The organism is Treponema pedis, assembly GCF_017161325.1.
GTDB lineage: Bacteria > Spirochaetota > Spirochaetia > Treponematales > Treponemataceae > Treponema_B > Treponema_B pedis.
The window spans coordinates 1,454,213-1,475,165 of record NZ_CP045670.1; the positions used below are offsets into that span (position 1 = coordinate 1,454,213).

Annotated in this window: 19 protein-coding genes and 3 pseudogenes; 13 read left to right on the forward strand and 9 right to left on the reverse strand. The window is 38.4% G+C overall.

Annotation, left to right across the window (positions count from 1 at the left end):
- The first annotated feature begins 42 nt into the window (after positions 1-42).
- The 6 genes from DYQ05_RS06495 to DYQ05_RS06520 all read left to right on the forward strand — a co-directional run bounded on the left by DYQ05_RS06495 (position 43) and on the right by DYQ05_RS06520 (position 6,961).
- Positions 43-423, forward strand: coding sequence for a hypothetical protein (locus DYQ05_RS06495; RefSeq protein WP_024470011.1), 381 nt, complete (start codon positions 43-45; stop codon positions 421-423).
- 61 nt (positions 424-484) lie between these two features.
- Positions 485-1,522, forward strand: coding sequence for a YeiH family protein (locus DYQ05_RS06500; RefSeq protein ID WP_024468176.1), 1,038 nt, complete (start codon positions 485-487; stop codon positions 1,520-1,522).
- A 293-nt stretch (positions 1,523-1,815) separates the two neighbouring features.
- The gene (locus tag DYQ05_RS06505) at positions 1,816-2,577 is read left to right on the forward strand and encodes an energy-coupling factor transporter transmembrane component T (protein WP_206183118.1); all 762 of its coding nucleotides are present in this window, start codon (positions 1,816-1,818) and stop codon (positions 2,575-2,577) included.
- The gene (locus tag DYQ05_RS06510; protein ID WP_206183119.1) at positions 2,574-4,082 is read left to right on the forward strand and encodes an ABC transporter ATP-binding protein; all 1,509 of its coding nucleotides are present in this window, start codon (positions 2,574-2,576) and stop codon (positions 4,080-4,082) included. Before DYQ05_RS06505 ends, DYQ05_RS06510 begins: the two co-directional genes overlap by 4 nt.
- 72 nt (positions 4,083-4,154) lie before the next feature.
- Positions 4,155-4,748: an MptD family putative ECF transporter S component gene (locus DYQ05_RS06515; RefSeq protein WP_020965200.1), complete on the forward strand. Its 594-nt coding sequence runs from the start codon at positions 4,155-4,157 to the stop codon at positions 4,746-4,748.
- Positions 4,749-5,104: 356 nt separating this feature from the next.
- On the forward strand, positions 5,105-6,961 hold the full coding sequence (locus DYQ05_RS06520; protein ID WP_206183120.1) for a methyl-accepting chemotaxis protein: 1,857 nt from the start codon (positions 5,105-5,107) through the stop codon (positions 6,959-6,961).
- Here DYQ05_RS06520 and DYQ05_RS06525 read toward each other — a convergent pair.
- The 9 genes and pseudogenes from DYQ05_RS06525 to DYQ05_RS06565 all read right to left on the reverse strand — a co-directional run.
- Positions 6,879-7,919 (reverse strand): annotated as a pseudogene (locus DYQ05_RS06525) (phosphoglycerate kinase); the annotation flags it as partial. The gene DYQ05_RS06520 and the pseudogene DYQ05_RS06525 overlap by 83 nt on opposite strands.
- A 9-nt stretch (positions 7,920-7,928) precedes the next feature.
- Complete coding sequence (locus DYQ05_RS06530; RefSeq protein WP_024465774.1) at positions 7,929-8,300, reverse strand: VOC family protein; 372 nt, start codon at positions 8,298-8,300, stop codon at positions 7,929-7,931.
- A gap of 56 nt (positions 8,301-8,356) precedes the next feature.
- Positions 8,357-9,379 carry a hypothetical protein gene (locus tag DYQ05_RS06535; RefSeq protein ID WP_206183122.1) on the reverse strand — a complete coding sequence of 341 codons (1,023 nt, stop codon included), beginning with the start codon at positions 9,377-9,379 and terminating at the stop codon, positions 8,357-8,359.
- 11 nt (positions 9,380-9,390) lie between these two features.
- The gene (locus tag DYQ05_RS06540) at positions 9,391-10,323 is read right to left on the reverse strand and encodes an ABC transporter permease (protein ID WP_024469813.1); all 933 of its coding nucleotides are present in this window, start codon (positions 10,321-10,323) and stop codon (positions 9,391-9,393) included.
- A 1-nt stretch (position 10,324) separates the two neighbouring features.
- Positions 10,325-11,452 (reverse strand): ABC transporter permease, encoded by a 1,128-nt coding sequence (locus tag DYQ05_RS06545; protein ID WP_206183123.1) that lies wholly within the window; start codon positions 11,450-11,452, stop codon positions 10,325-10,327.
- Positions 11,445-12,929, reverse strand: coding sequence for an ABC transporter ATP-binding protein (locus DYQ05_RS06550; RefSeq protein ID WP_206184111.1), 1,485 nt, complete (start codon positions 12,927-12,929; stop codon positions 11,445-11,447). The genes DYQ05_RS06545 and DYQ05_RS06550 overlap by 8 nt, the downstream gene beginning before the upstream one ends.
- A gap of 90 nt (positions 12,930-13,019) precedes the next feature.
- A complete protein-coding gene (locus DYQ05_RS06555) occupies positions 13,020-14,093 on the reverse strand; it encodes a BMP family lipoprotein (protein ID WP_020965205.1) in 1,074 nt (357 codons plus the stop codon).
- A gap of 136 nt (positions 14,094-14,229) precedes the next feature.
- The gene (locus DYQ05_RS06560; protein WP_206183124.1) at positions 14,230-15,222 is read right to left on the reverse strand and encodes an endo alpha-1,4 polygalactosaminidase; all 993 of its coding nucleotides are present in this window, start codon (positions 15,220-15,222) and stop codon (positions 14,230-14,232) included.
- A gap of 105 nt (positions 15,223-15,327) precedes the next feature.
- Positions 15,328-15,636: pseudogene (locus DYQ05_RS06565) on the reverse strand (methyl-accepting chemotaxis protein); the annotation flags it as partial.
- Positions 15,637-15,641: 5 nt separating this feature from the next.
- Here DYQ05_RS06565 and pgk point away from each other — a divergent pair.
- The 7 genes and pseudogenes from pgk to rpsT form a co-directional block, all read left to right on the forward strand.
- Positions 15,642-15,863 (forward strand): annotated as a pseudogene (gene pgk / locus DYQ05_RS06570) (phosphoglycerate kinase); the annotation flags it as partial.
- 599 nt (positions 15,864-16,462) lie between these two features.
- Positions 16,463-16,642, forward strand: a complete 180-nt coding sequence (locus tag DYQ05_RS13745) for a hypothetical protein (RefSeq protein WP_252723260.1) — start codon at positions 16,463-16,465, stop codon at positions 16,640-16,642.
- 19 nt (positions 16,643-16,661) lie between these two features.
- Complete coding sequence (locus DYQ05_RS06575) at positions 16,662-17,513, forward strand: N-acetylmuramoyl-L-alanine amidase family protein (RefSeq protein WP_252723261.1); 852 nt, start codon at positions 16,662-16,664, stop codon at positions 17,511-17,513.
- Between the two features lie 64 nt (positions 17,514-17,577).
- Positions 17,578-18,045, forward strand: coding sequence for a GerMN domain-containing protein (locus tag DYQ05_RS06580; RefSeq protein WP_024467924.1), 468 nt, complete (start codon positions 17,578-17,580; stop codon positions 18,043-18,045).
- Positions 18,046-18,126: 81 nt separating this feature from the next.
- Complete coding sequence (locus DYQ05_RS06585) at positions 18,127-19,209, forward strand: flagellar filament outer layer protein FlaA (RefSeq protein WP_206183125.1); 1,083 nt, start codon at positions 18,127-18,129, stop codon at positions 19,207-19,209.
- Positions 19,210-19,305: 96 nt separating this feature from the next.
- Positions 19,306-20,553: a RelA/SpoT domain-containing protein gene (locus tag DYQ05_RS06590; RefSeq protein WP_206183126.1), complete on the forward strand. Its 1,248-nt coding sequence runs from the start codon at positions 19,306-19,308 to the stop codon at positions 20,551-20,553.
- A gap of 77 nt (positions 20,554-20,630) precedes the next feature.
- Complete coding sequence (gene rpsT / locus DYQ05_RS06595) at positions 20,631-20,900, forward strand: 30S ribosomal protein S20 (RefSeq protein WP_206183127.1); 270 nt, start codon at positions 20,631-20,633, stop codon at positions 20,898-20,900.
- Positions 20,901-20,953: the final 53 nt, after the last annotated feature.

Consider the following 20,953-nt stretch of genomic DNA (forward strand, 5'->3'; position numbering starts at 1 on the left):
TGTCCGAAAGTGATATGTTTATAAACCAAGCGGGGTAAAAATATGGATATAAATAAATATTGGCATGCGATCGTTAAACAGGATGCCGCTTTGATAAAACCTTTTTTTGTTCCGGCAGCCCGTATCAGGTGGCATAATACGGGAGAGCAATTTACTGTCGATGAATTTATAAAAGTAAATTGCGAGTATCCGGATAAATGGGCAGGCTCAATTGAAAGGATTGAAACGCTCGGAAGTTTAATTATTACTGCCGTACACGTATTTGCAACAAATAAACCGCTTTCATTTCATGTAACTTCATTTATACAATTACAAAACGATAAGATAATTTCCGTAGATGAATATTGGGGCGAAGACGGAGAGATTCCCCAATGGAGGAGAGATAAAAAAATAGGTTCTATGATAAAGCCGAAAATTAAATAGATGAATAAAGTTTAAATATATAAAAAGTAAGGTCTGGATATTTTGTAGGGAGAGAGAAAAAATGAATTTTATTAAAAAAAATCTTTTCGGGATTGCCGTCTGTACAATCCTTGCAATTCCGTCATGGTTTTTAGGAAAATTATTTCCGATTATGGGCGGTGCCGTAATCGCCATTTTGACGGGAATGATAATTTCTATGTTTTGGAAAAATAAGGGTCTTGCAGAAACCGGAATTAAATTCGTTTCAAAAAAAGTATTGCAATGGGCTGTGGTATTGTTAGGTTTCGGTTTAAATTATACCGTTATACTTAAAACGGGAAGTCAATCGCTTCCGATTATCGTATGTACAATTGCCGCATCTTTATTAACCGCATTTATTTTGAAAAAGCTTTTGAATACACAATCAAATATTTCGGTTCTTATAGGTGTAGGCTCCTCCATTTGCGGAGGCTCTGCAGTTGCGGCAACGGCTCCCGTAATAGATGCAAGCGATGAGGAAGTAGCTCAGGCAATTTCCGTCATTTTCTTTTTTAATGTGCTTGCAGCACTTATCTTTCCGGTGCTCGGGAAACTGTTGGGGTTCGATACCTTATCGGGAGACGCTTTCGGTATATTTTCAGGCACCGCTATTAACGACACCTCATCGGTTACCGCCGCAGCTTCTACATGGGATAGCATGTGGAATTTAGGTTCTCAAACCTTGGACAAGGCGGTTACGGTAAAACTGACGCGTACGCTTGCAATTATTCCCATTACCTTTGTTCTTGCACTTATGCGTACGCAGGAAGCAAAGAAAAGCGGCAGTATCGGTAAGTCCGTAAACTTTAAAAAAATATTTCCGTTTTTTATTCTTTACTTTATCGGAGCATCGCTTATTACAACAGTTGCGCTGAAATTAGGCGTAAAGGCTGAAATTTTTACACCTCTTAAAACGATGAGTAAATTTTTAATTGTTGCTGCCATGGCTGCCGTCGGGCTAAACAGCGATATTGTAAAACTGATAAAAACGGGAGGAAAACCTCTTTTTCTCGGTGCTTCCTGTTGGGCGGGTATAACTGCGGTAAGTCTTTTACTTCAGTTCTTTATGGGTCTTTGGTAAATTACTAAAAAAAAGCCGTTTATAAGAATAAACAATCTTCGCTTGCCTATACAAACTGGGATTGTTTATTTTCCCCGTACATTTGTAAGCGAAGTTTAAAAAAAGGTGTTTTATATTTTTTTATGACGGAGCTCCTCTTTTAAATTAAAATTACCCGTTTATTACAAAATCCTATTGACGAAACCGTCGGAAATAATTAGTATGTTACCTGAGGTTAATCAAGTTTGCCTTAGGAGATTCTATAATGCCTTTTAAACCCTTTTGCATTGACGATTATATAAATAAAAAAAAATATGCTTGATGTAAGAACCCTTCTTATTATAAACACTTGCGTATCCGTTATTATGCTGCGTACGGCCTATTTTACAGTTATTGCGGCCGCTTTTATTTTATCGTTTATTATTATGTTAATGTTTAAAATGCGCCGTACCGCTTATAAATATCTGATTGCGTTTTTAATCAGCTTTGCATTAAGCCGTCTTCCGAACATAGACACAAAAAATATTATTTTAAAGGCCGTTATTTCGTTTGCAGGTTTTGCAGGTTTTATGAATATAAAACTTTTTTCGTTTATTATGATTGCACATATAATTATAAAAAAAGTACAATCTACCGAGCTTATTTATGCGTTGCGTAAAATGAAATTGCATAAGGGTTTTATTTTAAGCCTTACGGTCGCTTTCCGGTTTTTACCTACGGCAAAAAAAGAATTTACGATTATAAAAGAATGTATGCAAATGCGCGGGATTGAAAGTTCTTTTAAAACTTTTTTTACAAAACCCTTAACCTTAATCGAATACAGCCTTGTACCTCTCCTTTTTAGAAGTTTAAAAATATCCGAAGAGATGACGGCAGCCGCCTTGGTAAAGGGTGTCGAATATAACGGAACTAAAACAAGCCTTGTAGATGTCAGTTTGGGTAAGATTGATTTTTTTATTCTTGCCGTTGCCGCCGCCTTAATTTCGGTGTCTTATATTTACGCAAACCAAATAACCTTATTCTTTATTGAAAGTAAAAATTTTTTGTATACTTTAATTTTTAAGGCGGCAGTATGATTAGTTTTAAAGACGTTGCTTTTACTTACAAAGGTAAAAAGGATACGCAGCTTAAAGTTCCGTCTTTTTTTGCCGCAGACGGGGAGTGTATTTTGTTAACCGGTATGAGCGGCTCGGGAAAGTCAACTATAACAAAATGTATTAACGGCCTTATCCCGGAATTTTTTGAAGGAGAATTTTCAGGAGATATATTTATAAAAGAATTGAATATAGGCAATTTGCCCGTGTATGAAATTTCACAATATGTAGGCTCGGTTTTTCAAGACCCGGCAAGTCAATTTTTTACGGGCGAAGTGTTGACGGAAATTGCTTTTGCTTGCGAAAACTACGGCGTGGAAAGGGCGGAAATAAAAACGCGTATGGAATATGCCGTACAAATTATCGGCATAGAACGGCTGATTACAAAAAAATTAAAAGATATGTCTAACGGAGAAAAACAAAAAATTGCAGTCGCTTCCGCTTTAACGCTTATGCCTTCCATTATTTTATTTGACGAACCTTCTTCCAATTTAGATTACGCTTCAATAAAAATACTGGGAAATGTTATCCGCTCATTAAAAGAAAAGGGTTTAACGGTTATTATTGCGGAACACCGTATTTATTATCTAAAAGAGCTTTTTGACCGCGTATTGTATATCAACGGAGGAAAAATTGAAAAAGAATACACGGCGGAGCAATTCCGTGCTCTGACTAACGAGGAGCTGCACGGTTTAGGTTTACGCAGCCTTAATATTTTTGAAGATAAACCCGTCCGCCGCTTCCGCAATGCTGAGGAGTTTGCGGAAAAAGGAGAAACATGCGTTATCGCTTTAAAAGATATTTCATTTTCGTATAAGGACAGCGGAAAAAAGATATTAAACAATATCGGGTTTTCCTTATACAAGGGCGATATAACGGCTCTTGTCGGTAAAAACGGAATAGGCAAAACCACTCTTTTGAGGATTATTTCGGGGATTTATAAAGAAGATTCAGGCGGCATAGTAATGGGGAAAAAAGAACTTCCGGCTTTTGCGCGGGTAAAAAACATTAACTTTGTAATGAATGATGTTGATTATCAGCTTTTCGGCGATACCGTATACAATGAGCTTTTAATTGGTGCGGCTGAAAGTCCTTTCTTACATAAAAAGATAGAAGAAGTTTTAAAGTGCCTTAATCTTTACGATTTAAAAGACATGCACCCGATGAGTCTTTCTATGGGACAAAAACAGCGGCTTATAATAGCGGCAAGTTATATCCGCAACAGTGCGGTAACGGTTTTGGACGAGCCGACAAGCGGTTTGGATTACAAAAATATGCTGAATGTTTCTGCCATGCTTTCCGATTTAGCTTCGGAGGATAATACCGTTTTAATCGTTTCGCATGATTATGAATTTATTATGAACACATGCGACAGGCTTCTTTTTTTGGACGAAACCGGAATCGCTTCCGATATACGTACATCGGAAAACGGCGATGCCGTAAAACATATTTTTGAACATTTTATAGGCGGTATAATAAACGGCTGAGGTTAAAATACCGTCTTCCGTTTATTTTTAAATATAATCGGTGTGCTTTTTCACACCTTATGGAGGTATTAAATGAAAGATGCGTCAAAGGGGTACAAAGTAAAAGACTTTGTTTTTTTAGGAATTGTAACGGCAATTTATGTTGTTGCCTATTCGGCTATCGGCGGATTGACCGCTGCATTAAATGCATTGGGTCATGCCTTTTCACCTGCAATTTTCAGTCTTATCGGCGGTACGATTATATTATTTCTTGTATATAAGGTACCTAAGTTGGGTATTTTAACGCTTCAAACACTTTTGGTACACGGTTTAATCGCCGTACTGGGTATGGCATATTTACCGTGGTTTATTACTTCAATTATAGGGGCGCTGATAGCAGACGGCATTGCGGCAACCTCTCAATACAAAAATACAATTAAAAACGGATTGGGTTTTGCTTTTATGCAAGCAGGTTCTAGCGCAGGCGGCATTATTCCCGCCGTTTTTTTTGCCGAAAGTTATAAGCGTACATGGATAGAAAGAGGTATGACTGCCGCACAAATGGACGAAACCATTGCGGTAAGCGTAGGCTGGATAGGAGCTTCGGTTTTAATTGCAAGTTTTGTCTGCGGATTTCTCGGTATTTTAATCGGAAGAAAAATATTGGCAAAACATTTTAAAAACTGAAAACTCTTATATATAAATGCTTTTTTAAGTATCTTTTATTAAAATAAAAATATAAAAGATACTTAAAAATATTTAAAAATTTATATCTCTGTATATTGAAATATTTTATCGATTGGTATATACTGAATATGTGATATCGATACAGGAGTACTTGACATGAATGTAAAAAATCCGTATTACCCTCCCCCCCCCCCCCGAGAAAATTATTTCATAATTAAAAATCGTTTAAATATAAAAGTTCCCATCATAAATCAATTACAGCCTGTAATGTATATTCACATCTATATTTTCCGAATTTTCGGAATAAAAGTATAAAATAATTGCATACTAAAAACCGATTATAAAGGAGTGGAAAAATGAAAAAACGGTTTTCGATACGTCTAAAATTACTTGCAATTTTTGTTCCGCTTGTAATTCTTTCTTTGTTTATGCTTGGAGTTTCAGCTATGTATATTTCAAGAAAAGCTGTAACCGAAAAAGTTGAAGCGCATCTTATTGATAAGGCAAATGATACTGCTACAATAATCGATTCAAGTACGGCTTCAATATTTCAGTTTTTGGAAGGAGTTGCCAGAGCACCTATACTTTACAGCAGCGACAGTTCTTATAAAGAAAAAACCGCTTATTTAAAAAAGGAAGCCGCATTTAACGAGCTTTTTCACAGGCTTGATATTTGCGATATGAACGGTGTGCGTTATACGGATAGCGGCCAAACCGTATTTGTAGGCGACAGAGATTTTTATCTTACGGCTGCTCAAGGGAAAAAGTTTATTTCCGAGCCCATTACTTCGAGATTGGACGGCGCTTTTATTGTCGTATTTTCCTTACCCGTTTATAACGATGCCCGCTCCGTTACGGGTGTTATGCTTGCCACCGTAACGGCCGACAAACTTACACAAATAATTAAAGATATTGTTGTAGGAGAAACGGGCTATTGCGGAATAATAGGTATTACGGGGACTACTGTAGCCCATAAAGATTTTAATCTCGTTTCGCAGCAGCATAATATGATTGAAAATGCTAAAACAAATTCTTCTTTATCTTCTCTCGGAAGGTTTTTACAAACGGCGTTAAACAGCAGCGAAAGCTCCGTAGGCTTTTATGATTATAACGGCGTTTCCAGTATTTCTTCTTTTGCAAAGATGAAAAGTACCGGCTGGACGGTTATAATTTCCGCACCGGTACATGAATTTATGGGAACTATAAATACGCTTACTTTGTCGATGTGGACAATAGGGTTTATAATTTTAGTAATTTCACTTGTTACAATATTCTTTGTCGCAATAGGAATAGTAAAGCCTATCAATATCGCCGTTAATTCTCTTAAGGATATCGCTCAGGGAGAGGGAGATTTAACCGTAAGACTGCCCCTTCAAGGTAACGACGAAATTACCGACCTTGCTTCTTATTTTAATCAAACAATAGAAAAAATCGGCAATTCGATAAAATCCGTGGGCGGCAGTGCCGTAACTATGAAAAATATAGGAAGCGACCTTTCAAGCAATATGACCGAAACTGCCAGCGCCGTTAATCAGATAAGTACGAATATAGACGGAGTTAAGCAGCAAGCTCTTACGCAGGCGGCAAGTGTTACGGAAACCGCCTCTACCGTAGAAGAAATTATCCGAACTATAAAACAGCTTAACGGCAGTATTGAAAATCAGGCCGCTTCGGTAGCGGAATCTTCTTCCGCCATTGAGCAAATGGTTGCAAACATAAGTTCGATTACGCAAACTCTGGATAAGGCCAACGACGCAATTAAAAATCTTGCCTCCGCTACGGAAGACGGAAAAATTTCCATAGCGGCTTCCAATAACGTAACTCAAAAAATAGCCGAAGAATCCGGAGGTTTGCTTGAGGCAAGCTCGGTTATTCAGCATATTGCAAGTCAAACCAATTTACTTGCAATGAATGCCGCCATTGAAGCCGCTCATGCGGGGGACGCCGGTAAAGGCTTTGCGGTTGTTGCGGATGAAATAAGAAAACTTGCCGAAGAATCCTCCGCACAGGGTAAAACCATAACGGCGACATTAAAAAAACTTTCAGGCGAAATAGAAGCCTTATCCGCAGCTTCCAAAACGGCGGAAGAAAAATTTAATGTAATATTTTCTCTTTCCGAGCAAGTTAAAGATATGAGCAAACGCCTACCGGCCCGTTCCAAATTACGGACTTTGAAGAAACTATTGTATCCCTGTAAACGGCAAGCGTCTTAGGCCCTATATCCATTCCCATAAGGTTATCCGGAATATCTTCGCCGTCTACCGCAACGGGCTCTGAATCGGAAGAAAAGGTTTCTGCACAAATATGGTCCAAGGGAAGAATAATTTTTACACCTCTCTTTTCGGCGGTTTCCAAAAGCTGTTTTGCGGTTTCCATATAATCTTCTTCAAAGAGGGATTTCCCTATTTTGTGCCCCTTAACCTTTAAAAAAGTATACGCCATACCGCCCCCTATAATAAGCGAAGAAGCGTTTTTTAATAAACTTTCCAAAACGCTTATTTTTGAAGAAACCTTTGCACCTCCTATTATGGCGGTCATAGGTTTTTCAGGATTTTTAATCATAGGTTCAAGGTATTTAATTTCTTTTTCCATTAAAAATCCCGCGACGCTTGTTTTAACGAATTTTGAGATTTCCGCCGTGGAAGCATGAGCACGGTGAGCGGTACCGAAGGCATCGTTTACAAAAATATCCCCGTAAGAAGCAAGCTCTCTGGCTAAAATTTCCTGCTCGGAAACTTCTTTTGCGGTTTCCTCTTTATGAAAACGGGTATTTTCGAGCATCAAAATTCCTCCTTGCGGAAGAGAATTTACTTTTAAAAGCTGCCCCGTACAGGAATCCGCAAATTCAACAGGTTTATTTAAAAGCTCGGCAAGGTGCTCAGCAACGGGTTTCATTCTATGTTTTCCGTTAAGATAAGATTCCATATCAAACGGCTTTCCTTCTTTTTCGGCCTTTTCTTTAGCTTTTTTGGAATCTTTTAAAGGGTCGCCCAAGTGGCTCATTAATACCAGCGAGCGTACGCCCCGCTCCAAAATATATTTTATTGTCGGCAGGGCTGCGGTTATACGGGTATCGTCCTGAATCTTTCCGTCTTTCATTGGAACATTAAAGTCAACTCGCATTATAATGCGTTTTCCTTTTAATTCCGTGTCTTTTACGGTTTTAAGCATAATTGTCTCCTAATCTTTTTTAAACTCGATAAAATCTATTTCCACTCCGTTCGGGTCAACGGCGGTAAGCATCTTTTTTCCGTCTTTTACCGTACGCGGCGGAACTATTATGCGTACGTTATTGGCTTTTAAAAATTTTTCCGCTTCGCCTATCTGTTCCACTTGAATTGTAAGTGAAATACGGCTTTCAGCGTTTTGTTTCGCTTTTTCGTTACTGATAAGCTCAAGGTTCATTCCGCTTTCCGGCTCGGTTAAAAAGGCTATACGTTTCCACGGGGCTGCGGACATCATATAGTTAAAAGTAAAGCCCAATATTTTTTCGTAAAATTCAATGGACTTTTCCATTTCTTCCGTTCTTACGGCAACGCTGTTTAAAATCATTTTACTGCTCCTTTTAAAAAGTATAACATAATAAACGGCATAAGTCAATTAAAACTCTATTCGGCCAGTTTTCTTCTCTTTGAATTATGTTCTTTTATTTCCTTATCCAAATCGGTAATTGTCGAACGCTTAAGATAAGGCTCACCGAAAGCGAATGCTTCCCCGTTATTTAAAATATACAACGGAATATTTTCCATAACTGGAAATTTTTCATGCGGATATGTATCCGGTACGGAATGAGTTCCTATCCCTGCGCCCTGCTTAATTAAAGTTACGGTAAACCTTCCGGACTCCCGCCCCGTTTCAGCCGGAGACACGGTATATATGCCGGTTTCAAAATTACGGAGTACTCGGCCGTTGCTTGTAACACACGAATAAATAAGCCCGTTTCTGTTTATAAGTTTGGGAAATTCGTACAAAGAGCCGTCCATACCCTTTACATGTACTTTTTTTTCATTATAATCCAAATCATCAAGCCAATATCTGAATCTTATATAATCCTTATCGGTAAAAAAATATGCATCGAAGGATTCCGTTTCCTTATCCGGATAAATAAGAAAACCTCTGCGGCTGCCTTCTTCTATCCAAAAGCCGTTAAGTTTATCGAATTCTTCATTTTCCTCAGAGTCCGATTTTATGCGCCTGTAAAACGAAGTAAAAAAAGAACCGTTTTCCACGCATACGGGAAAAACTTTTAATTTTTTTACAAGCGGGTATTTAATATTTAAAACGAAAATCGAAGAGTTTTCCGTAACAGGTTTTCCCATTGAGCAGGAAAAAGAGGCGGCGTCATCGTAAAAAAATTTATAGTAAGATTTTAAAACGGTTCTTATATCGAATTTAAAAGAAATTTCGTCTTCAGTTAAATTAAAAAATTCCACCAGTCTTTCGCCGTTTTCCCAAATACCTTTAAACCCCGATACAGCCGAACGCTCCGAACCGTTTTTTAAAGTATCTTCATTTTGCGCATAAGGAGGCTGAAGGAAAAATGCAAAAGTAAAAATAAAAACCGCTTTTATAAAAAAAGCTTTACCTGAAACGATTTTTGATAAAACAATCTTAAAAAAAGCGGCTTTCATTTTTTTTATCTTTAATAAGGTTCACCGTCGGCCTTCGGAGCGGCGGAATGTTTGCTGAATACCACGAGAGCGGCAAGCGTTATTATATACGGGAAAATTTTAAGCCAAATCGGAGGAATAACGCTTAAAGCCGGAATAACCTGAGATACGTTTGCAACGGTTCTTGCAAGACCGAAGAAAAAAGTTGCGCCTAAAATACCAAGCGGTTTCCATTGCCCGAAAATAAGGGCGGCAAGGGCTAAAAAGCCCAAACCGTCAACACTTCCGTTAAATTCGCCCGAATAAGTTACCAAAATTACGGACCCGCCCAAACCCGCCAATGCACCGCTTGCACAAACTGCAAAATACCGCATCTTGTGAACATTTACACCTGCACTTGCAACGGCTGAAGGGTGTTCTCCGCAAGCCCTTAATCTTAATCCGAAAGAAGTTTTATACAGCAAAAACCATGAAAATATTAAAATTGCCAAGACCAGCCAAGTGCTCCAATAAGTTTGAGAAAAAAACAATTTTCCCAAAATAGGAATATTTACAAGCCCCGGAATATCCCTTCTTATAATGCCGTCAACCCTGACGTTTCCGGAACCTAAAATTGAGCGGGCTATGTACACGGTTAAGGCTGCGGCAAGCATATTTATTGCAGTCCCGCTTATAATTTGGTCAGCTTTTAAAGTAATTGAAGCGAAGGCATGTAAAAGAGAGCATAAAACACCGAGAGTTGCGGCGGCTAAAAGCCCCGCAGGAATTAAAAGAGGTGCGGGCAAAATATTTTTTAAAAGATTTATCGAAATCGCGGCCGCAAAACTTCCTACAAGCATTAAACCTTCAAGACCCAAGTTTACTACACCGCTTCTTTCGCTGTAAAGCCCCCCCAACGAGGTAATTAAAAGCGGAACCGTGTATGCTATAACATAGGGAAATATCAAAGTTAAAATATACCACATATCAGTTTTTCTCCTTTATAATTGATGCGGAAGGAAGTTTTTTTTCGTACAAACGCTGTTGAATTTTTTTCCAAAACCGTTTTAATAAAAGACTTGTTGCGGTAAAATAAATTATAACCGCAATTATCGTATCGGCAATTTCGGGAGGAACCGATGTGTTTGCACTCATAAAGCCCTTTCCTACATGAAGAATTCCGAAAAAGATTGCGCTTAAGGCAACCCCGATTGAATTTCCCGCACCCAAAAGAGCTACGGCAATTCCGTCAAAACCTTGAGACGGCAAAACTCCTATTTGAATATTTAAAGAATAGCCTACATAATAGGTAAGTCCGGCTAAACCTGCAAAGGCTCCCGCAATCATCATAGAAAAGATTATATTGCGGTTTACCTTAATACCCGCATATTCCGCAGCACTTTTATTATAACCGGCGGCTTTAAGCTCAAAACCCAAAGTCGTTTTATCCAAAATTATTTTTAAAAAAAACATACCGGCAATAGCCAAAAAAATTCCGTAATTTATATACTCGCTTTGAAATAAATTTGAAAGCCACGGAGCGCGCAAAGTATTGGCTTCCGCAATGGAACGGCTTTCGGTTTCTATCATTTCACCCTTTAAATACCATGGAATAACATAGTAAGCCGTCCAATAAGCTATCCAGTTCATCATTATAGTGGAAACAACCTCGTGCACATTAAACAAAGCCTTTAAAAGCCCCGGAAACAGTCCCCACAAGGCGCCGCCAGCAATAGCCGCCAATATAAGTACAATCAGTAAAACCGGACGCGGAAGAGAGCTGTTTAAGGCGATATAAGTTGCACAAAGCCCGCCTATAAGCATTTGCCCCGAAGCTCCGATATTAAAAAGACCCGTTTTAAAAGCAAAACTGACAGACAGTCCTACAAATAAAAGAATCGTAGCCGTTGCAAGCGTGTTTCCTATGCGCTCGATATTCATTAAACCGCCCCGGAACAAATATGAAAAAGCCGTAAGCGGTCTATTTCCCAAAACGGCTATAAATACGGCTCCTGCGGCAAGCCCCAATAAAACCGCTGAAAAACTTATTACAAAATTATTTTCCGATAAATTTATATTTTTTAAGCCGCTTTTTTTTAAATTTAGCTTAGCCATTTTTGCCTCCCATTCCGGCCATCATTAAACCGACTTCTTCGGCGGTGGTTTCTTCCGGTTTTACAATCCCGCTTAAAACTCCTCTGTGCATAACGGCAATCCTATCGGATAAATTAAATATTTCGTCAAGCTCAAAAGAAATTAAAAGAACCGCCCGTCCCGCATCGCGGTGTTTTACTATTTCTTTATGAATGGATTCTATTGCACCTACATCAAGACCCCGTGTAGGATTTACGGCAATTAAAAGTTTAGGGTCAAGCGTAATTTCCCGCCCCAAAATCGCCTTTTGCTGATTCCCTCCGCTTAAATTTCCCGCAGCGGATTCAATACCCTTTCCGGAGCGGACATCAAAGGCGTCGGTTATCTTTTTTGCAAAAGCCTTTATTTTATCTCGTCTTAAAATTCCGTGCCGCTGGAAATTCCTGGTATAATAGGATTTTATAACCATATTTTCCGCAATGGAATATTGAAGTACAAGGCCGTGCTTTTGTCTGTCTTCAGGTACATGCCCCAAACCTGCTTCAGCTCGTTTTCTTATGGAAAATTTGGAAATATCCTTACCGTCCAAAATAACGGCTCCCGATTCAATAGGCATTAACCCTACAAGCTCGCTTTGCCCGTTTCCGTCCACACCTGCAATACCTACAATCTCTCCCGCTTTAACTTCAAGAGAAAAATTATCTACGGCCGTAAGTTTTTTTTCCTTCAGTACGCTTAAATTTCTTATATCCAAAACGGTTGCACCGGGTTTACACGGTTCTTTCGGGACATTAAAATCAACTGGCCTTCCAACCATTTTAGAGGCAAGTTCATTTTTAGTTGTAGAAGCCACATCTACGACATCGATGAATTTACCCTTTCTTATAATAGTACAGCGGTTGGCTGAATCCAATATTTCCTGTAATTTATGAGTTATTAAAATAATAGCCTTGCCTTCGGCGGCAAGATTACGCATAATTTGCATAAGCTCGCTTATTTCCTGAGGCGTTAAAACGGCTGTAGGTTCGTCAAAAATAAGAATGTCGGCATCGCGGTAAAGCATTTTTAAAATTTCTACGCGCTGCTGCATACCTACCGTTATATCGCTTATAACGGCGTCGGGCGAAATAAAAAGCCCGTATTTATCGCTTAAATCCTGTATTCTCTTTTCGGCGGCTTTTTTATTTAAAATAAAACCGCCTTCTTTTCCTAAAATAATATTTTCAGTTACGGTGAAATTGTGAATAAGTTTAAAATGCTGATGAACCATACCTATTCCGAGAGCATTGGCGTCGTTGGGATTGTTTATTTTTACTTTTTCGCCTTTTACAAAGATTTCGCCCTCATCTGCATGGTATAACCCGAAAAGGATACTCATCAAAGTTGATTTTCCCGCTCCGTTTTCACCTAAAATCGCATGAATCTCGCCTCGTTTAACTTGCAACGTTATTCCGTCGTTTGCAATAATGCCGGGAAATTCCTTTCGGATATTTCTCATCTCAATTACGTAATCGGACAATCACATACTCCTTGATAAAAAAAATACACCCGAAACCCAAAGGCAAATTCAGGGTTTCGGGTAAAAAATTTATTTAAATAAATTGCCCTGTTCGCTGCTTACAACGATTTCACCGGCTTTCATTTTTTGGAAAATTTCGTTTACTTTTGCCTGTACCTCATCGGAAAGGTTCGGATTTTTTTCGGGGATTCCTACACCGTCATCTTTAACCGACAGAAGAAGAGAACGTCCGCCTTGAAAGGTTCCTTCAAGTTCCGCTTTAATCATATCATAAGAAGCTCTCTCAAGATATTTTACCGCAGAAGTCAAGATAATTGAAGAACCGCCTGCAATTATTCCTTCGGCATATTGGTCGACGTCGCAGCCTGCAACCCAAACTTGAGAGCCCGCCTGAGTTCTTGTTTTAGCTTCGTTAATAACGCCTACTCCTACTCCGCCCGCAGCGGCATGAATTACCGTTACACCCCTATCATACATAGAAGCCGCAATTTGCTGACCTGCCGCAATATCGGAAAAACCGCCCTGATATACGAAATTCTTTTCATCCATTTCAATTTGAGTTCCGAGATGTTCGTTTGCGTATTTAACACCCTGCTGCCAGCCCCAATTAAATTTTTGAACCGCAGGAATTTCCATACCGCCGATAAATCCGAAATTACCCTTTTGGAACTGCAAGGCAGCCGCAATACCGGCTAAAAATGCCGCTTCATTTTCCAAAAAGCTGATACCGATTGTATTCGGTCCGTTTTGAGGGTCATAAGAATCGGCGGGGTGAGCGTTACCGTCGATAATAACGAATTTGGCATCTTTGTATTTGGATTGTGCTTTAAAAACAGCAGTTTCAAATTTAAATCCGGGACAAATAATGAATTTATAACCCGCATCGTATAAGTTTGAAATTTCTTTGATATAGTCCGCTTCCGTTGTTCCTACGGGTTTTAAGTACTTAATTTCTACACCGAGTTCTTTTTCGGCTCGCTTAATACCTTCCCAAGTCCCCTGATTAAACGATTTGTCGTCAATCGTTCCGGCATCGGTTACCATACCAACCTTTAAAGTCTTTTTTTGTTCTTCTTTTGTACAAGAAGTTAACACCAAACAGGCAAAAAGACATCCGAGCAAAATTTTAACAATTTTTTGCATACACCACTCCTATAGTTTTTTTTATTTACCGTAAAAAATTGTTTGTGCAATATTTATAAATCGGCAAACCTTTTTTATTATATCACTTTTGGGGTGTAATGTCAAACGATTTTTTCACCTTATTTTCAGTTAAAATTCATCGGTTTTCTTCATTATTTTCAAAATATTCAAAGGCATCTATTATGTCCAAATATACTCCGTCAAAATTACTGTCCAAAATTTTATCCAAATACGAACCGGAAGCCCCGTATATTATTTTTTTCCACTCCTTATTCCAATACGCAACCTTATAATTACCTTTCCAATCGGGATTTTCGTTTTTAAGCCATACGGGTTTATTTTTTTTCCATAAAGGATTCCAATAATAGCGGTAATCTTCGGCTTCCCCTATACTCAAATAGCAAAGAACGAGCCTTTTCCCTCCGCTTTTTTTTAATTTTAATTTTTCAATTTCCCGTTTTGTAAATTGTTCCTCATTATGAAACAAATCGATAATCAATAAATCGAAATCGGTTTTTTCTAAAGCGGATATAAATTCTTCTTTGGTTTTATAGTTTTCACCGTTGATTAAATATAAGAAATTTTTAACTTCCTCTATTTTTGTAATATCCGAATTATTTTTATTATACGGAGCATCGGGGTATTCCGGCACCGTGTTTAAGGCTCTGCCGTTTGCGGCAAATGAAATATATCCCATTTTGTTATTTTTTAAATAGGATAAATCGGCGTTTTTATGCGAAAGGCAATAATCGGTAACAAAAACGGGTTTTTTACGGGTTTTAAAAATATTGCAAAGCCTTGTAAGGCTGTCGGTAATAAATGCGGGAGTCTTTTTATTATCTCCCGTATATCCGTAAAACAAATCTTCCCTGCCTACGGCATCTATGCTTTCAATATAATCCGTTTCGGTATAAACATTAGTCTCCGTTACGGTTTCCGCCAATTCCTGTCCGTTTTGAGGGACGATGTAAAACCTGTTTTTTCCGGTTTTTGCATATTGTGAAATTTCTTTAACAAAGAGCCTCATTTCGCTTCGGTAATTTACGGGTTTAAAAAATGCGGCGTTTTCGCATGAAAGACCGCCCGTAAAAATAATGCTTATAAAAATAATTGTTTTTAAATTTTTCATAAAATAAGTATAACACGGGAATATAAAAATATGCAATTATGCGGGCAAAAATACCCTGTTTATAAAAAAGGAGGTTATGCTTAACACAACCTCCTTTTCGTATACTTAAACTTTAAATTTTCCAACTTCGGAAGCAAGATTTTCTATACTCATTTTATTCTTTTGACTTATTTCGTTTACCTCCTGCACGGCATTGCTTATTTGTACCGCTCCGGACGCCATTTCGTTCATACTGTCGGTAATGACACGAGTTAAATCGTCAAGCTTTTGCATTTCCTGCGCAACGTTTTCTCCTCCGCGGAGCATTTCCGAAGAACCGTCCTGAACCTGTGCGGTAATTGAATTGATATCTTTAATGGCGGTTAATACTTCGCGGCTGCCGTGTTCCTGCTCCTGCATAGCTTCCATAAGTTTTCCTTGAGTTTGAGGCTTTTTCGAAGGGAACTTTTGAAACAGCCCGTTATGTTGCGGAAGCAACCGAAAAGGGAGCGATAAGCGTAGTAGGCGGGGGAGATTCCGCAGCGGCGGTAAATAAATTTAACCTTGCCGATAAAATAAGCCACGTTTCTACGGGAGGAGGCGCCTCGCTTGAGTTTATTGAAGGCAAAATCTTACCCGGTATTGCGTGTTTATATCAATAAGGTTACGAAACGAAGGGAGAGATTCGGAGGGGTATTTTTTAGTGGGAGATGCCCGCTTGTTCGGATAAAAGTTTTTCTCTCTCCCCTGTGACTCCCTCTCTTTTAAAAATAGCCGCTTAGTGGATCTGTGCTAAGAATTCGGCCCTAAGCCGGTTTTGGGGCGGGTTGGAGGAGCAAATACGCTTCGCTGTTTGCCTGTGTTCGGGGAGGGGAGAGGGTACGGGAATGCAAACAGTATTTTTCGGTCTGTGCCTGCAAAAACAAAAAAATAAGGTGCTTAAATTGACAGTACGAATATTTATGTTTTTGTCCAAAGGGCGATAAAAAGTAATAAATTAAGAAGATTTTTAACCGTAGCTTTGTAATCTTTTAAGAACCGTTCAAATTGTCCGTTTTGCGTACGTATAAAGCTCGACACAAAAATAATGCAGGTTACAGGTTTGATTAAAAAATAAATGGCAAAGCTTTAAGGCTCCTTCGGGTTAAATTAAACAATATTTTTATCACCTCCATTACTGTAAATATTGTATATTTATACAGGCTACTCTTGACATTATAATATTTTAATGTTACTTTTTAAATCGGCCGGAAACAACAAAATGAAAAATTCAAAACAAATACTTATTGTTAAGCTCATATTTTCTCTTATTTTTTTACTGTTGCCGGTTTATGCTTTTTCGGTTGAAGCCTCCGTTTCGGTAACGGATGCAGCTAAAAAACTTAAACTTGAGCTTTTTTGGGAGCCGGTTTCTCAAGAAATTATCTTTAAAAAAAAATAATGCCGAGGCAAGCTGTAAGGTGGGGCAAAGTCTTGTTGTATTTAACAACCCGGATTCGGGTTATTTTTCGGCGGAGTTTTATACGGCTCCTTATACAAAAGACGGACTTACGTTTGTAACGGAGGGAATGTTTTCCAAATTGCAGACGTTTTTTTCGCTTCCCGAAAAGGAGCGGCTTTACAGTGTCGGGGCAATCCTTATAGACCCCGGTCACGGAGGAAAGGACCCGGGCTGTGTAGGCTCTTATGAAAAAAACGGCAAAAACTTTATTTTGTACGAAAAGGACATAGCTTTAAAGGTAAGCTTGGAGCTTTATTCCATGCTTAAAAAAATATATCCCGATAAACGAATCTTATTGACACGCGACAAAGATTTTTATCCTACGCTTGAAGATAGGGTAAATACGGCAAACAAGGTAAAATTAAATAAAAATGAGAGTATTTTATATGTTTCCGTACACGCAAATGCCGCACCTAATGTAAAAGCCTCCGGTTTTGAAGTATGGTATCTTCCTTCCGATTACAGAAGGGAGGTTCTGGATAAAAATGAGGCACCCAAAGAAATTCATTCTATTTTAAATTCGATGATGGAAGAAGAATTTACAACCGAAAGCGTTCTTCTCGCGCAAAGTATTTTGGACGGATTGGACGGACAAATAGGCAGTCAAAGCAAAAAAAGAGGGATTCGTGCAAATCCTTATTTTGTAATACGCAAAGTAAAAATGCCCAGCGTTTTAGTGGAAATAGGCTTTGTAACCAACAAAGAAGAGGCGAAACTTTTAGCCTCTCCTGCCTACTTGAAAAAATGCAGCATGGGCATATATAATGGGATAACCGCTTTTATAAGCGGGTTTGAAAACGGCATCAATTAAGCGGTTTCAGACTGAAGTCCTGTTGCAAAATCTTAAAAAGAAGCCGTTATTGTAAGAGGTTAAAATGGATTATATCAAAACAAAAATAATTGCAGGCGGTTTACTGTTTGTAATAGTTTTAATTGCCTTATTTTCGGTTTTAAACAATAAGTACGAACGCTATGTTATGTTTTTTAAAAATTCCGTTAATTCAAAAATAGAAACGGAAATACGCTATATTCCTCCGCAGGATATTGAACCTATGGAAGTTTATTTTTTTAAAGAGCTTATGCTTGGGCCTGTAAACCACGACCGATATTCTTTTTTTAATCGGGAAAGCAAGCTTTTATCGTGCTTTGTCCGTAACGGAACTCTGTATGTCGATTTCCCTGCAAGTTTTATGGAAGTTATCTGCGAAGGCTTCGATTCCGAAGAAATTAAGAATTTATTGGCAAAAAATATTTTTTTAAATTGTAAAAATCTGAAATCGGTTTATATAGCCGTAGAAGGGGTGCAGATTTACGATTTATTAAAAAATAATGCCGAAATTTGAAAAAAAGTCTTGACAAAATTGAATTATTACATATACTTATATATAACAGGGCATAATAAGTTCATATAAAGGAGTTTTTGAATGAAAAAAACATTGATACTTGTAGCGATGGCATTTTTATTGATTGGTGCCGTTGCAGTTGCTGAAGAAGCTGTTATTCTTGATTTTCAGCTGTTAAATGCCGACATTATTGCAGATAAGGCCGGTGCGATGACTCAAAACCGACGAACTGTAATGGATTACGGTGCTGTTGCCGGTGCTTCTTACACCGACGAGCAAAAAGCCTTAATGAGATCTTCTCTCGCTATTGCTCAGTGGGAAGTTAAACTTAATTCGTCAGCACAGAATCCTACTTCTGTTGCTTTATCCAAGGTAACGGAAGCTGAAGTAAGCGGTGAAGCAAAGAATTTTGCCGGTCAAAAATTGATGGGTGTACGCATTTTATTCCCGACATGGGCAAATAACGCTAATGCGGAAATTCGACCCGGATTTTTAATTCCTGCTTATGAAAAAATGACGCAGGTTGACGATTCCGGCAATTTACAGGAGCCTACTGAAGAAGATAAGGCTTCCGGTAAGGGCAGATTTGAAGGCGGATACGGAGTTGTACGAAACACCGGTGTTATTAAATCCATTGCCGTAAATACTTACGGAATGAATTTCCCCCACGGCCTTTATGTTCTTCTTCGCGATCAGAATAACAAGGTAACAAGATATTTTATGGGTTACCTCCTGTTTGACGGTTGGAGAGAAATGATTTGGTCAAACCCCGGTTATATTACACAGGTAAAGGCTCGCGAAGTTAGATTATATCCGGTATACCCCACTTCTCTTCCTCACGTTTCATTTGACGGCTTCCTCGTTACGAGGGATGCGGCTCATGACGGCGGCGATTTCGTAGGATATTTTAAAGATGTAAAGATTATCTATGACAAAGCCGTTTTAACAACCGTACGTGATTTTGCAGATGAAGACATCTGGGGAATTCAAACGGAACGGGAAATGAAGCGAAAAAAGATTGAAGTTGAACGCTTCGGACAAACCCAGGTTTTGCGTTTCTTGGAGCAGGAAAAGATGGCTACGGAAGCAGGTTTTACACCTTCCGAAGGCTCTGAAGCTGCAAAAAATAGCGGCGGAAATAATCAAGAAACCAACAACCAATAGTTGGCTCATAGCGGACTGTTCCGCTTATACTTAGCTAATAAAAGCGGCGGATTTTGCTGCCGCTTTTATTTATTTAATTTGTCCTGTTATTATACTATGTCATCTACAGAAGAAACATCATGGCTTCCTAATAAGGATAATCTTAGACGCTTATATGCTTCTCACGTTCCTCATTTTAAAGTGCTTATAATGCGTATTGAGGAATTTTTACGTTCCGTCGTTAAAATAGGGTCTCCTACAACATATAAAACAAGAGTTAAAGGGTTTGAAAGCTATTATGCCAAACTGTTAAAATTTCCGCCGGAAAGTTCCGATTCGGATTTGCAAATTTTGCCGGTTTTAACGGATATTTTGGGAATACGCATAATTTGCACGTTTTTACAGGATTTGAGTGAAGTTGAAACTCTTTTGGAGAAAAATTTTAAAATAATTGAGGTTGAAAGAAAAGGTTCCAATCTTGCTTTTCAGGAATTCGGCTATGAATCGGTGCATTTACTGCTTGAAATCCCCGAAGAATTTAAAGTCGGACTGGTTTTGCCTAAAGACCTCATTTTTGAAATTCAGCTTAGAACGATTTTACAGGATGCCTGGGCGGAAGTTGAACATGAGCTTATTTATAAGGCGGAATTTTCGCCGTTCGATTTGCCTTTGAGAAGAAAATTGGCTTCAATAAATGCGAGTTTAAGTCTTGCAGATGTTATTTTTCAAGAAATACGCGATTATCAAAATAAGCTTAATGCTGAGCTTGATACAAGACGTTTGGGTTTTTATTCTCTTGCAGATGAATATACCGAAAGGCTGTTGCCGGCCTCCAAAAAGGGTTTGGAAAAGGGTAGCGGAACTCAAGAAGAAAAAGTTATAGCCCTTGAATCCATAGACGACTTAATTTTGGCTGCAATAGAAGCTCATAATAAAAATCTTTTTGAAGAGGCGGAAAAAATTTATACTAAAATAATAGACCAAAACCCTAACGATATTGTTTTATCTGTGGTTTTTAAGCATAGGGGAATGGCTTATTTTGCACAGGGTAATTACGAAGCGGCTTGCAGCGACTTTATTGAAAGCTGTAAGCATAATTCCTCTAATTTCAGGTCGTATTATTATGTCGGTATTGCTTTGACAATGCTGAATAAGGATAATGAAGCAATTGAATATTTTTCGGATTCGCTTAAAATAAACAAGTTTCAGGCACATGTTTATTTTAGGCGTGCTTTATCATATTTTAAACTTCAACTTTATACCGAAGCCTTGCAGGACTTGGATACGGCGAAAACTTTGGGTTTAAGTGAAGAAGATGAAAAAAGATTGCGCATAGCTATTGCAAAAAAAATAGATATAGTGTAATCTATGTAAACTATAATAATTTGCGGTTATACAACCGGTTAGATTCGGTTTAAAATAATTCACGGAGGTAGAAACAAGTGAAGAATAAATCTGCGGTTAAAAGACATAAACAAAGCGAAGTTAGAAGAATGCGGAACCGCTCTGTAAAAAGCTCGGTAAGAACTGCTGCAAAGAAATATACCGATGCCGTTCATTCAGGAAGTGCGGAAAGTGCGGGGGCCTTGCTTAAAGAGTTGACAAGTAAGCTTGATACCGCTGCCAGAAAGGGAATTTTAACTAAGAATTCGGCTGCGCGAAAAAAGTCGAGAATGCAATTGTTGTTTAACGCTTCTTTTCCTGCCAAATAAGCATTGGCCTTAAACCGCAATGCCCTTATGGAAATTGCGGTATTTTTTTTATG

Bases quoted from the DNA above. Each gene is read 5' to 3' on its own strand.
- DYQ05_RS06500 (WP_024468176.1), top strand. From the start codon at position 485: ATGAATTTTATTAAAAAAAATCTTTTCGGGATTGCCGTCTGTACAATC.
- DYQ05_RS06580 (WP_024467924.1), top strand. From the start codon at position 17,578: ATGGATTATATCAAAACAAAAATAATTGCAGGCGGTTTACTGTTTGTA.
- DYQ05_RS06550 (WP_206184111.1), bottom strand. From the start codon at position 12,929: ATGAGAAATATCCGAAAGGAATTTCCCGGCATTATTGCAAACGACGGA.
- DYQ05_RS06540 (WP_024469813.1), bottom strand. From the start codon at position 10,323: ATGTGGTATATTTTAACTTTGATATTTCCCTATGTTATAGCATACACG.
- DYQ05_RS06515 (WP_020965200.1), top strand. From the start codon at position 4,155: ATGAAAGATGCGTCAAAGGGGTACAAAGTAAAAGACTTTGTTTTTTTA.
- DYQ05_RS06510 (WP_206183119.1), top strand. From the start codon at position 2,574: ATGATTAGTTTTAAAGACGTTGCTTTTACTTACAAAGGTAAAAAGGAT.
- DYQ05_RS13745 (WP_252723260.1), top strand. From the start codon at position 16,463: ATGAAAAATTCAAAACAAATACTTATTGTTAAGCTCATATTTTCTCTT.
- DYQ05_RS06505 (WP_206183118.1), top strand. From the start codon at position 1,816: ATGCTTGATGTAAGAACCCTTCTTATTATAAACACTTGCGTATCCGTT.
- DYQ05_RS06555 (WP_020965205.1), bottom strand. From the start codon at position 14,093: ATGCAAAAAATTGTTAAAATTTTGCTCGGATGTCTTTTTGCCTGTTTG.
- DYQ05_RS06535 (WP_206183122.1), bottom strand. From the start codon at position 9,379: ATGAAAGCCGCTTTTTTTAAGATTGTTTTATCAAAAATCGTTTCAGGT.
- DYQ05_RS06520 (WP_206183120.1), top strand. From the start codon at position 5,105: ATGAAAAAACGGTTTTCGATACGTCTAAAATTACTTGCAATTTTTGTT.
- DYQ05_RS06590 (WP_206183126.1), top strand. From the start codon at position 19,306: ATGTCATCTACAGAAGAAACATCATGGCTTCCTAATAAGGATAATCTT.
- DYQ05_RS06545 (WP_206183123.1), bottom strand. From the start codon at position 11,452: ATGGCTAAGCTAAATTTAAAAAAAAGCGGCTTAAAAAATATAAATTTA.
- DYQ05_RS06530 (WP_024465774.1), bottom strand. From the start codon at position 8,300: ATGATTTTAAACAGCGTTGCCGTAAGAACGGAAGAAATGGAAAAGTCC.
- DYQ05_RS06560 (WP_206183124.1), bottom strand. From the start codon at position 15,222: ATGAAAAATTTAAAAACAATTATTTTTATAAGCATTATTTTTACGGGC.
- DYQ05_RS06495 (WP_024470011.1), top strand. From the start codon at position 43: ATGGATATAAATAAATATTGGCATGCGATCGTTAAACAGGATGCCGCT.
- DYQ05_RS06585 (WP_206183125.1), top strand. From the start codon at position 18,127: ATGAAAAAAACATTGATACTTGTAGCGATGGCATTTTTATTGATTGGT.